This is a genomic window from Novosphingobium sp., from assembly GCF_030696665.1.
Taxonomy (GTDB): domain Bacteria; phylum Pseudomonadota; class Alphaproteobacteria; order Sphingomonadales; family Sphingomonadaceae; genus Novosphingobium.
On the sequence record NZ_JAUYRV010000026.1, the window covers coordinates 36,308 to 51,480 of the forward strand.

The 15,173-nt window shown below is 61.7% G+C and carries 16 protein-coding genes; 8 read left to right on the forward strand and 8 right to left on the reverse strand.

The window, feature by feature from the left end; translation table 11 throughout:
• Window positions 1-2: 2 nt before the first annotated feature.
• The 4 genes from Q8R81_RS05805 to Q8R81_RS05820 all read right to left on the reverse strand — a co-directional run bounded on the left by Q8R81_RS05805 (window position 3) and on the right by Q8R81_RS05820 (window position 5,729).
• Complete coding sequence (locus Q8R81_RS05805; RefSeq protein WP_305616494.1) at window positions 3-1,424, reverse strand: aromatic ring-hydroxylating dioxygenase subunit alpha; 1,422 nt, start codon at window positions 1,422-1,424, stop codon at window positions 3-5.
• 108 nt (window positions 1,425-1,532) lie between these two features.
• Entirely contained in the window at window positions 1,533-2,279 is a 747-nt protein-coding gene (locus Q8R81_RS05810) for an SDR family oxidoreductase (protein WP_305616495.1), read from the reverse strand.
• Between the two features lie 12 nt (window positions 2,280-2,291).
• Window positions 2,292-3,338 (reverse strand): nuclear transport factor 2 family protein, encoded by a 1,047-nt coding sequence (locus Q8R81_RS05815; RefSeq protein ID WP_305616496.1) that lies wholly within the window; start codon window positions 3,336-3,338, stop codon window positions 2,292-2,294.
• A 72-nt stretch (window positions 3,339-3,410) separates the two neighbouring features.
• Window positions 3,411-5,729 carry a TonB-dependent receptor gene (locus Q8R81_RS05820; RefSeq protein WP_305616497.1) on the reverse strand — a complete coding sequence of 773 codons (2,319 nt, stop codon included), beginning with the start codon at window positions 5,727-5,729 and terminating at the stop codon, window positions 3,411-3,413.
• Window positions 5,730-5,895: 166 nt separating this feature from the next.
• On the opposite strand from Q8R81_RS05820, the gene Q8R81_RS05825 reads away from it, so the two are divergent.
• From Q8R81_RS05825 to Q8R81_RS05845, 5 genes are all read left to right on the forward strand, one after another.
• Window positions 5,896-6,567, forward strand: coding sequence for a TetR/AcrR family transcriptional regulator (locus tag Q8R81_RS05825; protein WP_305616498.1), 672 nt, complete (start codon window positions 5,896-5,898; stop codon window positions 6,565-6,567).
• 83 nt (window positions 6,568-6,650) lie between these two features.
• The gene (locus Q8R81_RS05830; protein WP_305616499.1) at window positions 6,651-7,337 is read left to right on the forward strand and encodes an SDR family oxidoreductase; all 687 of its coding nucleotides are present in this window, start codon (window positions 6,651-6,653) and stop codon (window positions 7,335-7,337) included.
• 12 nt (window positions 7,338-7,349) lie between these two features.
• The gene (locus tag Q8R81_RS05835; protein WP_305616500.1) at window positions 7,350-7,784 is read left to right on the forward strand and encodes a nuclear transport factor 2 family protein; all 435 of its coding nucleotides are present in this window, start codon (window positions 7,350-7,352) and stop codon (window positions 7,782-7,784) included.
• A gap of 118 nt (window positions 7,785-7,902) precedes the next feature.
• Entirely contained in the window at window positions 7,903-8,220 is a 318-nt protein-coding gene (locus tag Q8R81_RS05840; RefSeq protein ID WP_305616501.1) for a hypothetical protein, read from the forward strand.
• Between the two features lie 161 nt (window positions 8,221-8,381).
• Window positions 8,382-8,861, forward strand: a complete 480-nt coding sequence (locus Q8R81_RS05845) for a hypothetical protein (RefSeq protein ID WP_305616502.1) — start codon at window positions 8,382-8,384, stop codon at window positions 8,859-8,861.
• 61 nt (window positions 8,862-8,922) lie between these two features.
• On the opposite strand, the gene Q8R81_RS05850 is transcribed toward Q8R81_RS05845, so the two are convergent.
• The 3 genes from Q8R81_RS05850 to Q8R81_RS05860 are packed head-to-tail and all read right to left on the reverse strand — an operon-like array spanning window position 8,923 to window position 11,260.
• A complete protein-coding gene (locus Q8R81_RS05850) occupies window positions 8,923-9,285 on the reverse strand; it encodes an EthD domain-containing protein (protein ID WP_305616503.1) in 363 nt (120 codons plus the stop codon).
• Window positions 9,282-10,085: a sugar phosphate isomerase/epimerase gene (locus tag Q8R81_RS05855; RefSeq protein WP_305616504.1), complete on the reverse strand. Its 804-nt coding sequence runs from the start codon at window positions 10,083-10,085 to the stop codon at window positions 9,282-9,284. Before Q8R81_RS05855 ends, Q8R81_RS05850 begins: the two co-directional genes overlap by 4 nt.
• A complete protein-coding gene (locus Q8R81_RS05860; RefSeq protein ID WP_305616505.1) occupies window positions 10,082-11,260 on the reverse strand; it encodes an aromatic ring-hydroxylating dioxygenase subunit alpha in 1,179 nt (392 codons plus the stop codon). Before Q8R81_RS05860 ends, Q8R81_RS05855 begins: the two co-directional genes overlap by 4 nt.
• A gap of 249 nt (window positions 11,261-11,509) precedes the next feature.
• Between Q8R81_RS05860 and Q8R81_RS05865 the strand changes: the two genes are divergently transcribed.
• Together Q8R81_RS05865 and Q8R81_RS05870 are read left to right on the forward strand one after the other, a co-directional pair.
• A complete protein-coding gene (locus Q8R81_RS05865; protein WP_305616506.1) occupies window positions 11,510-13,132 on the forward strand; it encodes an AMP-binding protein in 1,623 nt (540 codons plus the stop codon).
• An 89-nt stretch (window positions 13,133-13,221) separates the two neighbouring features.
• Window positions 13,222-13,398, forward strand: coding sequence for a hypothetical protein (locus Q8R81_RS05870; RefSeq protein ID WP_305616507.1), 177 nt, complete (start codon window positions 13,222-13,224; stop codon window positions 13,396-13,398).
• A 47-nt stretch (window positions 13,399-13,445) separates the two neighbouring features.
• On the opposite strand, the gene Q8R81_RS05875 is transcribed toward Q8R81_RS05870, so the two are convergent.
• Window positions 13,446-14,252, reverse strand: coding sequence for an SDR family oxidoreductase (locus Q8R81_RS05875; protein WP_305616508.1), 807 nt, complete (start codon window positions 14,250-14,252; stop codon window positions 13,446-13,448).
• Window positions 14,253-14,410: 158 nt separating this feature from the next.
• On the opposite strand from Q8R81_RS05875, the gene Q8R81_RS05880 reads away from it, so the two are divergent.
• The gene (locus Q8R81_RS05880; RefSeq protein ID WP_305616510.1) at window positions 14,411-15,172 is read left to right on the forward strand and encodes an SDR family NAD(P)-dependent oxidoreductase; all 762 of its coding nucleotides are present in this window, start codon (window positions 14,411-14,413) and stop codon (window positions 15,170-15,172) included.
• The last annotated feature ends 1 nt before the right edge of the window (window position 15,173 follow it).

A 15,173-nucleotide genomic window follows, 5' to 3' on the forward strand; every position in this document is an offset into this window, starting at 1 on the left:
GTTCAGCCCTCCGCCGCCAGATATTTGTCAATCACCATCTGGAAATGGCGGATGCGCGATTCCTGATAGTTGCCAAGGTTCTGCACGCCGCGCGCGCTGGCGCGGAAGCCCTGCTGCTGGGCGCGCAGATTGTCGGTGTCCTGATCGTAGACGTGGCCCATCGCAGGATCGAAGCCGGGCGCGCTGGCATAGCTTTCATGTTCGGCCACGCGATAGGGTTCGGGCGGGTCGGGCACGCGTCCGCCTTCGGGGTTGGGGCGCAGGAACAGGATTTCGAACAGGGTGCGGTTGGGGTCCGTGCCGATGGGACGGAAGCGGTAGACCATCGGCAGCGACAGGCCCGGGAACAGCACCATGTTGGGGAACACGTGATATTCGATGGTGTCGATCATCTCGCTGTCAGACACGGCGGACAGATCGGTCTGGTAAGCCTCGCCCATGATCTTGCGCAAGTGGCGTGCCATGACGGTGCGGGCGGTTTCGCCATCCTGCACATCAAGGCTGTCATCGCGTGAATCCTTGTCGCCAAGGATCATGGTGGCGAGCAGTTCCTTTTCGGAAAGCGGCTGCGCAAGGTGGGGGGAATTGACGCCGCTGGCGGCATAGAACCGGGTCACGTGATCCGAATGGCAATCGTACTGCACGTTGGCATCACCCACGCCCTTCAGCAGTTGCGGGTGCGTTTCAAGCACGTGGTACGATTCCAGAAAGGCTTCCTGCGCGGTCTTCCAGTTGCACGGCAGTTCCTTGGCCACGTGGACCGAGACGTGCCGGCCTGCAATGTCCCAATCCTTGAAGTGTTCGGGCAGGGGGGCAAGGAACTCCTCAAGGCTTGGCCCTTCGGCGCTCGGATTGATGAACACGAAGCCGCCCCAGTGCCCAACGCGTGCTTCGGGCAGGTTGGTCTTTGCCGCATCGATGTGCTTGAAATCCCACGCGCAGGGCACGGCCTTCAGAGTGCCGTCATTGTTCCACGTCCAGCCGTGATAGGGGCAGCGGATATTGTCGCCCGATCCGATGCCCTCACCGCGCTTGAACTTGGTGCTGCGGTGGAGGCAGGAATTCACGAAGGCGCGGACCGACATATCGTCCTGCCGCACGACGACATAGGAAAGATGCGCGACTTCATAGGTGTAGTAATCGCCCGGTTCGGGAATGTGATCTTCGCGGCACACCCATTGCCAGGTCTTTTTCCAGATTTTCTCGATCTCGGCGTCGAAGATCGTCTGGTCGAAATAGCGGTTCACGTTGACAGGTTCGCTGCCGAGGAATGCCGGTTGCTCCATCGCCAGAACAGCAGGCGGGGGCATGGCATCGGTGGCGATGATCTGTTGCATGCTCGGCGCATCGGGGCAGCGGATGGCGGCAAGGTCTGCACCTTGCGCTGACTCGGGCAAGCCGTGAGGAATGATTGCGTCCAGCATGGGTCTCTCCGATGTGCTGCTCGATAAAACCGGCAACACTGCCGGTTTTATGGTCCATAGCCCGATTCGCCTCAACCTGTCTGTTGCGCTAGGTTGGGGCGGCGGCGTTCACGCCATTGTCTCGCCGTTATCGATGGTGATGGTGGTGCCGGTGATGTGGCGGCCATCGTCACAGGCGAGGTAGAGCACCATGCTGGCAATATCGGCGGGCTGGCCCATGCCGTGGCCCTGCACCTGATCCAGCCCGGCGTTGTCGGCGGGAAGTTCGGCCAGCGCCTGCGCGGTCATCGGGGTGACGATGCCGCCGGGCGCGATGGCGTTCACGCGGATGCGGTTGGCCTGTTCGCGGCAGTGGACCGCGATGGAGCGGGTCATGCCGATGATCCCAGCCTTGGCGGCGGTATAGGCCGGGATCGCGCTGATCCCTTTCAGCCCGGCGACTGACGCCATGTTGATGATCGAACCTGACCCGTCGCGGCTCATGTGCGGAAGCGCGGCCTTGCAGCCCAGGAACGTGCCGCCGACCATCACATCGGTCTGCAGGCGGAAATCGTCGTAGGACAGATCCTCCACCGTGCCGAAGCGGACGAGGCCGGCATTGTTGACCAAGGTATCAAGGCGGCCAAAGCGAGCCAGCGTTTCGGCCACGACTTCGGCCCAGCGCGCCTCGTCGCGCACATCGTGTTGCAGGAACACGCAGTTCGGGATTTCGGCGGCGACCTGTGCGCCAAGTTCTGCCTGCATGTCGGTGATGACGACGCTGGCCCCTTCGCGCGCCAGCACGCGCGCATCTTCTGCACCGAGGCCAGAAGCGCCGCCGGTGATGAGCGCGACTTTGCCGTTCATTTTGCCCATGCTGATAACTCCTTATGCGGCCCAGTGGGCATAGACGGGATCGGACGGGCCGAAGCAGCCCCGGTTGGTCAGCGCTTCGTAAAAACCGTCACGCTCCATCGTTGAGGGGTGCGAGTGGCTCCAGTCGGATACGAAAGTACGGCTGTGGATCAGCCATTTGCCATCGCGGCGCTGATAGCGGTCGATGTAGCGGCCGCCGGTGAGGACTTCGGTGCCTGCCTGCACCATTTGCGCGATCACGTAATGCTCGCCAACTGCCTCGTCCCCGCGCACATCAACCCATTCGTTGGCGACCGAGTGGAAGCACATTTCGAGATTGCTGCTGACAAAGGCGGTGATGTCGCGCGCAAAGGCCGCGCCCGAACCGTTGACCACGCCTGAAATGACCGTGGAATCTTCGGTGAAGATCGCGGCGAGCAGCGCTTCGTCCGCCCGGTCCACTCCGCGTGCATAGGCCATGCACAAGTCGTGGATTTCGGCGCGGGCGAGCGCGGCATCGAGTGCGGCTTCACGGTTGGGTGTGGCGGTCATGGTGATGGCTCCGGCAGAGGCGGAATGGAAGGCGAGCAGGGCGCGGCCCGGATCGGCGGCCCCTTTGGCGCCTGCGGGCACGAAGTGTTCGAAACCGGTTGGTGGATCGGCGCGTTCCGAGGTGCCGGGGCGGTTGACGTTGGCATCGAGCACATAAGTGCGGTGCGTCAGCCGCCATGCGTCGTCGCGGCATTCGTGGGCGTCGAGATAGCGGCCCATGACCCAGCGTTGCAGGCCGGGTTCTTCTACATAGGCGACGACGTAGGATTCGGACGTGGCGCGGTTGCCGTCGACCCGGATCCAGCAGTTCGAGGTGCGGTGCAGCGTGGGCGGCGTGCCCTTTTGCGCAGCGGCCAGCATATCGACCAGCGCGGCGGCGGGGCCTGCGTAGAAGCCGTAATCGACCGTGGCATCGGCGTGATAGGCGCTGCCGAGCAGGTTTGCATCGGCGCGGTCCACGCCCCGGCTGTGAACGGCCAGCGCGTTCAGGATATGGTGGCGGGCGATGAGGTCGTCGGGACTGATCAAGACACGCTCCTGAAGAAAAAATGCCCCGGCTGCTGGTGAAGGCAGCCGGGGCCAGGGAGGATCGTGCGAACTTTAGAAGTTGTAGCCCACCGTCACGCCGAACTGGCGCGGCGGGGCATAGCCCACCAGACCCATGTATCCGGGGCTGTCGAAGACGGTCGAGATATAGCGCTTGTCGAACAGGTTCTTGCCCCACAGGCCGATCGAATAGCGCTTGTCCGGGCCGTAATAGGTCAGCAGCGCATCGACATAGTAGGTTGGCTGGATCGACGAACGCTGCGTGTTGACCACGGCGGTGTAGAACTTCTGCGCGGTGTACATCCAGCTGACGTCGGCCACGATGCTGGCACCGCTGGCAAACTCCGTGGTATAGTTGGCACCCAGCGTCGAGGCCCAGCGCGGTGCGTTCTGCAGCGCAAAGCCTTCAAGGCTGATCGTGTTTGCAGCAACCGGATCGAAGTAGAGGAAATCCTTGTATTTGGTATCGAGGAAGGCGAGCGAGCCGCGCAGGGTGAGGCCATCGGTCGGCACGGCCTGCAGTTCCAGTTCGAAGCCCTTGATCTCGGATTCGGCGGCGTTGAGGATGCGGTTGCCCTGCACATTGGTGGCCGGATCGAAATAGATCTGCGCAACCTGCATGTCGCGATAGCTGGTGTAGAACGCAGCCAGATTGGCACGCAAGCGGCGGTCGAGGAAATCGGCCTTCAGACCCACTTCGAAGGTATCGACCTTTTCGGGGTTATAGGGCGTGTCACCATCAGCCGCCACACCGATGCGGCCGGTAAAGCCCCCCGATTTGAACCCGCGCGCCCAGTTGGCATAGACCAGCTGGTTCTGGCCCATCTCGTAATCGAGGCCGACTTTCCAGCCGACGTTGTTCCAGCTTTTCTTGCCGCCCACATCGATGCTGCCGGGGAACAGCACATCGAACCTGTCCCAGTTGGGTGAAGTCAGCGGCTCGCTGCCAAGGCCGGTGTCGAGCTTGGCGCGGGCATCGATGCTGTCGTGCGTGTAGCGGATGCCAGCGGAGAGCTTCAGGCGGTCGGTGATCTGGGTGTAGCTTTGCACGAAGGCGGAGAACGATTCGGTGCTCTGGTCCTGCACGTTGTACTGGATCAGCCCGGGCACGGCGAAGTCCAGGTGGTACATCTGGTAGTGGTTGAAATCGGTCTTCAGGTAGAACAGCCCGGCCACCGCGTTGAAGCTTTCGCCCACATCGAATGCGGTGCGCAGTTCCTGGCTGAACTGCCAGCCACGGGTGCGGCGGCGGGTGGCGTTGTTGGTCTTGGCCGTGCCATCCTGATCGGTATATTCGAACAGAGTGAAGTTCTTGTAGCCGGTGATTGCGGTAATATCGCCCAGCGGGGTGTTGTCATACTGGATCGTGCCGATGAAGAACTTTGTCGTCATGTCGGACTGATCGGGCACTTCGTTGTTGCCGGAAAAGTACTTGTCCGGCGCAACGCAGGGCTGGCCTGCGGTGGCGCAGGGGCTGCGATACATCGGCAAGGCCGCGCCATTCCAGAAGCTGCCCTCGGGCACGAAGTTGGCTTCACCCGGCAACCCGCCGTTGACCACGATGGGGGCGCCGTTGCGCGCTTCGACATATTCGCCCTGCAGCGTGACGGTAAGATCGGAATTGGGCGTGATGCGCAACTGGCCGCGCACGGCGTCCACATTCTTGCGGCCCATATCCTCGCCGTTCCACACGTTCGTGACCCAGCCATCGCGCTGCGTGTGAATGCCCGAAACCTTGAGGCTGACCACATCCTTCACTAGCGGCGCTTCGATTGATGCGTTCACATCGAAGCGGTTCCAGTTGCCATAAGTGCCGCGCACATAGCCGCCGAATTCGCCGCTGGGCTGGTTGGTGATCACGTTGACCACGCCGCCGGTGGTGTTCGCGCCGAACAGCGTGCCCTGCGGCCCGCGCAGGATTTCGACGCGGTTGGTGTCATAAGTATCGAGCAGCGCGCCCATCGAGAAGAACTGCGGCACGCCATCGACCACGATCGACACGGTGTTGCCGGCATAGGGATCAGGCTCGATCACGCCGATGCCGCGGATCGTGAAGACCGCGTTGTTGGGGGTGTTGGCAAAATTGTCGATCTGCACGTTGGGCACCGCGCCCTGCAGCGCCTGCAGCGTGGTGACGTTCATCGCCGAAAGCGTTTCACCGCCGACAGCGGCAATCGAGATCGGCACAGACTGGATGCTTTCCGAACGCTTTTGCGCGGTCACGATGATTTCAGACAGGCCGCCGGTGGTGACGGTATCATCAGCCTGCGTTTGGGGCATTTGCTCTTGCTGGGCCATCGCCGCAGCTGGCAGTGTGGCCAAAGCCAGCAGCGACAGGCTGCCGAGCAGGCGTGAGGCGGTGTTCGCGTTCATGGTCTCTCCCTCCGAAATGCGCCGGGCTTGATGCCGGTCGCCTGAATTCCTGCTGTGCCTGCAAAAACAGGTGTTACTGCCGGTTTTATGAACCGGTTTATGGGGGCAACGTAACTGGCGGTTTTGTCAGGAGGTATTGTCGGCGGTGAAAAGGCATGACAGGACAATGACGATGGCCGGAACCACGATGCAGAAGCGGATGCTTGCCGCGATGCGCCCCAACGGAATGGGTGAAGAGCCTGTACGCTGGCAGCAGCGCAAATCGGCCCAGACGCGGCTGAAAATGCTGGAAGCGGCGGTCGATTGTCTGGTCGAAGGTGGTTATCAGGGGCTGACAACGGCGCAAGTGGCGGAACGTGCGGCGGTTTCACGCGGGGCGATGCACCATCATTTTGCCACGCGCATCGATCTGGTGGCAGCGGTGGTAGAGCATATCTTCTATCAACGCATGCGCCTGTTCCTTGAAGATTACCTCGCCACGATGGCGCAGCAGCGCGATGCCGAACTGATCGATCTGGCAACGCAGGCGTATTGGCGCAGCGTGCAGACGCGCGAATATGCGGCGTGGCTGGAACTGGCGGTGGCTGCGCGCACCGATGCGGAACTCAACGCCGCGTTCGAACCGGCCGCGCGCCGGTTTGACGAGGTGTGGACCGCCGAGATGATCGAGTCGTTCCCGCAATGGCAGGACCAATGGGAAGCGATGAAGCTGGGCAATGATTTTGCCATCGCGGTCCAGTCAGGCCTGCTGCTGCATCGCCCGGTGTTCGGGCAGGAGCGGATCGACCGCGTGCTGGCGCTTGTCATGACAGCGATTCGCGGCCTTTACCGGATGTGATTTCAGTTTTCGGCGGCTCACCCACAGGTGGGCAGCGTTACGCAACAAGGCCGCATGACGGCGCAGCATGGGAGAATCGGATCATGGCAACCGTAGCAATCACTGGCGCAGGGCGCGGCATCGGCCTCGAAATGACGCGGCAGCATGTCGCGGCGGGTGACCGCGTGCTGGCGCTTGTGCGCAATCCCGAAAGCGCAGGCGCGCTGGCTGATCTGGCGGCAACCTCTGGCGGAAGGCTGACCGTTCACCAAATGGACGTGAGTGATGACGCATCGGTCAAGGCTGGCGTGGCTGACAGTGGCAGTGACGCCATCGACATCCTCTATAACGTCGCGGGCGTTTCCGGTCCTGACGGTGCCGAACTGGAAAGCGCCGATTGGGACGCGTGGGATGAAACCTTCCGCATCATGGTGCAAGGCCCGCTGCGCGTGTTGCAGGCGTTCCTGCCGCGCATGGGTGCCGGATCGAAAGTCATCAACATTTCCAGCCAGTTGGGCGCATCGACCTGGCCCTACGGCGGATTCTATGCCTATGCCGGTGCCAAGGCCGCGCTGAACCGCATGATGCGCTCGGTCGCCATTGATCTCAAGGATCGCGGCGTGATCGTCGGGCTGGTCCATCCGGGCTGGGTGCAGACCGATATGGGCGGCGCGGGGGCTGACATCACGCCACAGGCCAGCGCGCAAGGCATTCTCAAGGTTGCCGCCGACTGGACGCTCGACCGTTCGGGCGATTTCCTCAACTGGAACGGCGAAACCCACGCCTGGTAAGGACCATAACCCATGCCATTCACCGGACCCATCGAGGACCGTATCGCCATCCGCGAACTGATGGACACCCACGCCCACGGCGTGATGACGAAGGATGCCGAAGTCTGGGGTTCGATCTGGGCCGAAGACGCCTATTGGGAACTGCCCGATTATCCTGATCTGGGCGGCTTTACCGGCAAGCAGGTGATCGTCGATGGCTGGGTGGAGTCGCTGACAGCCTATGGCCTCGACAATTGCACCAAGCCGATGATCTACTTCATGCAGCCCGGATCAATCGAGGTGGACGGCGATTCAGCGACCGCGGTTGCCTACACCATCGAGATCTACGACGACCCCGCCACCGGCAAGCGCATCCACACCACCGGCCGCTACAACGACGAACTGCGCCGGATCGACGGGGCGTGGAAGTTCACGCGGCGGGCATATCGGACGGTGTTCGCGGATTGAGCAAGTTGGTGCGTTGACTTGGTGAGGCGGCGGCCGTTCGCCGGTTCCCCGCACGCAAACCGGACATTCCGGACACGACGCCATTGCGGCCGTTGCGCGCACGGCTTAGCATCCATGCGTGAGCGATTTATTTAATCTTATCTTGGTCGCAATTCCCATTGCCCTTGCAGCTGTGGTCGGCCGATTAACTGCAAACCATGCCTTTTTGCCAATGGGCCTCATGTTGTTGGTTGTTGCCTCGCTTTATCCATTGGCGCACTGGTACTTACTCTACTACTGTCTTGGTATAGGTAATGACCCTAACGACAAAGATGATGTCGTTGGTGCAGGCTTGATTTGGCTGTTGATGCTCGCCGAGGTTCCGCTCTGCTTTGTAGCGTCGCTAGTCGGGCGTACAGTCGGCCGCCTAGCGGACAAATCATACGGTGACTTCTAACCACCCAATTCCGGCCATCCAGCAGCTCTGACCAAATCACATAAAGCTGCCTTTGGTTCATCTCTTTGATGAACGACCACTTTCCGTCATTCGCGCCCAACAGTTGACTGTCAGGACACAACGCCATTGCGGACATTTGATTTCGTTGTCAGCTTGCTCGCATGATTTCTTCAAAGCGCCAGCTTCGGATCACATTGGGAGCGGCAGCGGTTCTTCTCATTTGCATCGACGCTTGGTGGTTGATCACCCAGCACAATCGCGAAACCCAGCAGTTCAGCATTTCCCTTTTACCCACTGCCGTAGAGTATTCAGAGGAGAGCGATTTCCCTCAGTATGATCCGGCAACAGGACGTTGGGCTTTCCAAGGCCATGATTTGAAAGAGCTTAGACCATATCTCCGAGATTCCGACGGAGGTCCTCATCGCGTTGGAAAATTCTTAGTAGTTAACGTTACTGAGCCAACCACGGTAGATGATGTTCGGAAGACGTATCACGCACTAATTGAGAATGGGATTTGCCAAGTCGCGGTCACCGACAAAGATTATCGTCCCGGTGGTACCCGCACCGTCCTTGCAGTTCATATCGACTGGGCCGTTGACGAGCGAGGCGACAGAATTCCTTGCAAGTCAAAGTTCGGCTAACCACCCATCTCCCGCCGCTGCCATGCGCATGGCGCTACATCCAAAGCCGTCATTCGCAGCGCTACTTGCCAATGTCCGGCAAAGCCGAACAGCACGCCTCCACCGCATAGGTCCGTATCCGCGACCGGTCGAACAGCCGTCCTTCGTCGTCGACGATTTCAGCCATGATCGCCGGATTGGCCATTGCGGCAAAGCAGGCGTCGCAGGTGGACTGATTGGGGAAGTCCATTTCGAGGACGACGTCGAAGTCGTGGTCCACATCGGCGCCGTCCAGCGGGTGCAGGTGTTTGCGGACATAACGGGTCGCCCAGCCGGAGAGGACTTTCTCGCCGATCAGGCGGTGGTGTGATTCATAGTAAGCGTTGAAATCCGCCTTGCTCATGCCCTCGCGGCGCTTGAGCAGGGTGAGGACGGTGATGGTCATGCATATGCCTCAAGCCAACGCCGTGTTGCATCGGCCACGGCGGCGGCGCGCAGGGCAGGGTGGGGGAAGGCATCGCGCAGGGCTTCGGAGCGTAGTTCGATGGCCAGCGGAATGTTTGCGGGCCGCGCCTGATGCAGCGCGGCCAGCGGCAGCGCGCCTTCGCCGCACTGTTCGCGCAAATTGATTGCGTCGTGGATTACCGCGGCGAAATCTGCGGGATCGGGGCGCTGCGCCGGGGCATCGCAGAACTGCGCATAAGGTAGCAGTGCGGGATCGACCTTGGCGATTTCTGCGATGGAACTGTCCGAACGGTCCACGTGGATCGGATCGATCAGCAGCGCGCGCAAGGGATGCGCCACCTGATCCAGCACCGCCATCGCCGCGCGCAAGTTCTTCACTTCGGTGAAAATCCCGAACTCCAGCGCCACGCGCATGCCGCTGCCTTCGGCGTGGCGACAGAGGTCTGCGAGCCGGGCGGCGGTGCGGGCGTGGTCCGGGTCTGACGATACGCACAGCACATTTGCCGCGCCCAGTTCGGCGCCAACGTCTATGACCTTGCGGTGGTCATCCATTGAAGAGTCGGGCTTGAGCCAGATCACCTCCACATCCAACAGTGGCAGGCCGGTGGCGGCAAGCGCGGCGCGGGCATCGTGCGTGTGGCGCGCGGTCCATTCCGCCGGATCGACCCACAGCCCCACCATGTCGAAGCCGCCAGCACGGGCGGCCTCGATGGTGTCCACGGGGCCGAATTCGGGCACCACGCCCGATGCAAGACTGATGGGGTTCATCGCGCCGCTCACATTTCCGGCTCGGGCAGGTCTTTGTCATCTTGCAGATACCAGTCCAGCCATTCGTGGAAGTACTGGTTCCCGCGCTCGTTGCGGCCGAACACCAGTTCGTCATGCGCGCCGCTTTCGAGGCCTTTCTGGATTTCCAGCCCGATCAGGTAGTCCTCGTTATATGTCACATCGCGGAAGAAGTTCATCGCCGCTTCCACATTCGCGCGGTCTTCCTCGTCACGGATCGGTTCGCGGCGCAGGTAATTCAGCACGGTGCGATTCTCCCCCGGCGTCGGCCCGGGGAACAGCTGCGCCACTTGCGTGATCTCGGGCGCGATAAAGGCCGATACGTTGGGGAACATGATCCGCACAAAATCGAAGCCGTTGTTTTCCTGATTGCCCCAATCATCACGCGGCACATCCTTCAATGCTTCGGCAATCTTGTGGTGCGGAAAGCCGATGCGCTGGTGCGGGCCAAAGCCTTCGTAATGCATGCAGTTGGATGGCGTGCGCGGGAAGATCGTTTCGGGATGGAGCGATGAGAAGTGGTAGCCTTCAAGGTAGCCGTCATAGGCCACCTTCCAGTTTGCGCCGTGGATCGTGCGGCTGCCCATGTAGGTCCACTTGCCGAAATCGAGCGCATCGAAATCATCGAGGAAGCCGCGGAAATAGGTGTCCACATCGATCGGCGCATTGGGCGTGAGGACCACGAAGATCATCCCCGCTTTTTCCTCGCAAGGCAGTTCACGCAGCCCGAGTTCTGACTTGTGGACCTCGCCAAACTTGCTCGCTTCGGAAATGCCGATCAGCTTGCCGTCCGGGCCATACGTCCACCCGTGGTATTTGCAGGTGAAGCGCGGGCAATTGCCATGCCCCTCAGCCGCCACCGGCGCTGCGCGGTGCGAACAGACGTTGAGGAACGCACGGACTTTGCCCGCCTTGTCGCGGTTGATCAGCACCGGCATGCCGACCGCGTCCATCGCCTTGTAATCGCCCGCATTTGGCAGTTCGGCGGTGAAGGCAAGCATCAGCGGCACGCGCTTGAACACCAGCTCCATCTCGGCCTTCCACTGGTCCGGGTCGGTATAGCTGCGCGCCGGCACGCGCTTGGTGCTGTCCGTCAGGAAGGTTTGTTTGTTCTCAACATAGTCGCGCATGATTTCAGCGACTTGTCCGATGCGTTCGATACGGTCCATGCTGGTATTGCCTCTCCGTGGCCTTGTGGCCCAATGTTGCTGGCAACCATGCCGCGCACAAGGGCAGGGGGGAAGCTGTGACAGGGGCTAGGTTCAGGCGAATTGCCCACGCCGCTGCGGGAGGGCACACAACTCCCGTCGCATTCCCCTCCCGCAGGCGGGAGGGGGCAGGGGTGGGCGGCGTCGCTAAGCCAAACTCGCCTTTTCGCCAATTGCGGGGCAGGGGTGGTGCTTGGAACAAGCGGGCGCATGAACGAGAACAACAAAATGCCTTGGGACTGGCTGCCGATTCCCGCCCCGCACCAGCAGGCCTATGCCGCAAATGGCGCGTGGGCAATGAACACACTGGCCGATCTGGCGCGTGAACGGGCGGCGCAAGCACCTGATTTCGTGTGCTTCATCGATGGCGAGGGGCAATACACTTTCGCCCAAGTGCTGGAGCAGGCCGAGGCTTTGGCTGCGGCGCTGCACGGACGGGGCTTGCGCGCCGGAGACGTGATTGCGTTCCAGGTGCCCAACTGGCGCGAGGCGGCGGTGATCAATCTGGCGGCGGTGATTGGCGGCATGATCGTCAACCCCATCGTGCCGATCTACCGCGATGCCGAAATGCTGATGATGCTGGGCGATTGCCGGGCCAAGGCGATCTTCGTGCCGCAGGTGTGGCGCAAGCTCGATTATGCCGCGATGGCCATGCGGTGCCGCGATGCCCTGCCCGATCTGGCCCATGTGTTCACCGTGCGCGGGGAAGGGCTGGACGATTTTGCTGCACTTGTTGCGGCAGGGAAATGTGCAGCATTTGCCGCACCCGCAGTCGATCCGATGGGCGTGAAGATGGTGCTCTATACATCGGGCACCACCGGGCGGCCCAAAGGCGTGCTGCACAGCCATTGCACCCTGACGCGCATCGTGGCCGAAAGCGGGCGGCACTGGGGGCTGGCCGAAGGTGAGACGACGCTGATGCCATCGCCGGTCACGCACGTGTCGGGCTATGCCAACGGGCTGGAAGCGCCATTCATCTGCGGCATCCGGTCGGTGCTGATGGAGGCGTGGAGCGCCGCAGAGGCGCTGGCGCTGATCGAGCAGCACCAGTGCGTGGGCACGGTTGCAGCAACGCCTTTTCTGGTGGAACTGGCAGCGGCGGCACGAGCGGCGGGCACGGGCCTGCCAAGCTTCCGCTTCTTTGCCTGCGGTGGTGCCGCGGTTCCGGCAGACCTCATCCCGGCAGCCAATGCGGCATTCGAAAACGCCCGCGCTTTCCGCGTGTTCGGCGCGTCCGAAGTGCCGCTGGTCACGTTTGGCTGGCCGCAGGATGAGCACCTTGCCGCGACGACGGATGGCGCAGTGGTCGATTACCAAGTGCGCATCGTTGACCATGACGACGCGCCGCTACCCGCAGGGCAGGAAGGCGAAATACTCGCCCGTGGCCCCGCAATGCTGCTGGGCTATGCCGACGCCGCCCAAACCGCCGAAGCCATCACCCCCGATGGCTTCTTCCGCACCGGAGACCTCGGCGTGCTGACCGCAGATGGCGCGCTGACCATCACCGGCCGCAAGAAAGACCTGATCATTCGCGGCGGCGAAAACATCTCCGCCAAGGAAATCGAGGACGTGCTTCACAGTCATCCTGCGGTGCGCGAAGCCGCCGTCATCGCCATGCCGCACGAGCGCTTGGGCGAAGGCGTCTGCGCCTATGTCATCCTGTGCGGCGATGCTGACGCTGCTGCACTGGCCGCCCATGTCGGCGCATCGGGCATGGCCAAACAGAAAATCCCCGAACGTTTCGAATTCGTGGAAGACTTCCCCCGCACTGCCAGCGGCAAAGTGCGCAAGGACTTGCTGCGCGCTATGGTGCGCGATGTGTTGCACACCTGACCGGAGCAGGCCGAGGAACATAATCCCGCGTCGGGAATTTTCTGCTTGTCGACCGTTACGAAAGTGCGGCGATGAACAGGGAGACGCAGATGTCCGGATTGGTGCACGAAATCGCTGCGGCTGCGGACATGATCACGCCTTCGGGCGAACACAATATTCTCATGCTGCGCCACCACCTCAATGAAGCGTTTCTGTTCAGCGAGGAACTCGGCATGAAAATGACGGCCAGCGATCTTTGCCGAATGTTGAGGTTGCTGGAGGACTGAAGGCGGTTCGTCCAAGCCTTCCAGCTTCTGATCCTCAACTGTCCAGATCAACCCTCCCCCATTGCCTTCGCCACCGCCGCGTTGATCTCCTCACGCATCGGATTGCGGCGCAAGGTCAACCCGCCGTTCACTTGCAGGTTTTCGCCGGTCATGAAGCATTCGTCGCTGGCGAGGAACACCACGGCTGCCGCCACATCTTCCGACGTGCCCCAGCGGCCCAGCGGGTAGGAATTGCGGAAGCTTTCGAACAGGCCAGGCACCTGCTTGGCGTCTGCGTTCATCGGGGTGTCGGTCAGGCCGGGCGAGATCGAGTTGGCGCGGATGCCCTCGTGGCCGAATTCATGCGCGATGCAGCGCACGATGTGGTCGGTCCCGGCCTTGGTGCCCATGTAGATGGCGTGGTCGTTCAGCATGATCGTGGCGGTGGCCGAACTGATCGTGATGAGCGCGCCGCCATTGCCGCCGTGCGACTTTGCCATCGTGCGGACCATCGCCTGAAAGAACTGATGCGGGCCAACCAGTTGCAGCGCGGTCATCGCGTCCAGCTCTGCGCGGGTGACTTCAAGGAAGGGCTTGAGCAGGCCCCATCCGGTGGCGTTGATGGCAATGTCCACGCCGCCCATCTTTGCCACTGCCGTATCGGCAAGCGCGTTGACGCTGCCTTCATCGGTAATGTCGCAAGGCGCCCAATGGCAGCCGGTGGTTTGCGCAAAGTCCTGCAACACCGCTTCCTTGCGGCCGGCTACCAGCACTTGCGCGCCCTCTGCCATCAGCCGCTGGGCAATCACCTGCCCCATGTTGCCTTCGCTGCTGGCCCCCAGCACAATGGCTTTTCTGCCTTCGAGACGCTGCATAGTTCTTGCTCCCAAACCGGTTTTGCTCCCACCGGTTTTGGCAGGGCTACCACCAGCCACGCCTTGCCGTTTCCTGTTCAAAAGGGGAGTGGCTTGGCTGCGGCGCGCGCTTCAAGGATGCTGTAACGGAATCTGAACGGGATAGAGGAGCCAAGCGCATGGATCTGGGACTCAAAGGCAAGAAGGTGATCCTCACCGGCGGCAGCCGTGGCATTGGCCGCGCCACCGTGGAAATCCTTGCCGCAGAAGGCGCGGACATCGCGTTCTGCTCGCGCAATGCCGATCAGGTGGCCGAAACCGCCGCCAGCCTCTCGGCGCACGGCGGCAAAGTGTTCGGCTCCGCATTCGATATGGACGCAGGCCACGATGCCTACCGCGCATGGCTGGCCAAGGCCGCCGAAGACCTTGGCGGCTGCGATATTTTCATCCCGATGATCTCCACCAGCGGATCGGGCCAGACCGGCGATTGGCAAAAGGGCCTCGATCACGACATCATGGGTTCGGTGGTCGGCGTGGAAGTGCTTGAGCCGTTCCTTGAAAAGTCTGCAGATGGCTCCATCATCATCACCGCGTCCACCGCAGGGCTGGAAACCTTCATCGTGCCGCAGGGCTATAATGCGCTCAAGGGCGCGCTGATCGTCTATGCAGGCCAGCTCAGCCAGGCGCTGGGGGCCAAGGGCATCCGCGTGAACACTGTCTCACCCGGCCCGATCAAGTTTACCGGCGGCAACTGGGACGTGATCGAAACCGCTGTGCCGGAACTCTACAAGTCGGTCGAAGCAGGCTTTGCGCTGGGCCGCTTTGGCGGGCCGGAAGAAGTGGCCAAGGCCGTGGTGTTCCTTGCCAGCCCGGCATCGTCTTACACCACCGGCACCAATTTGGTGGTCGATGGCGGCTTCACCAAGCGCGTGCAGTTCTGAA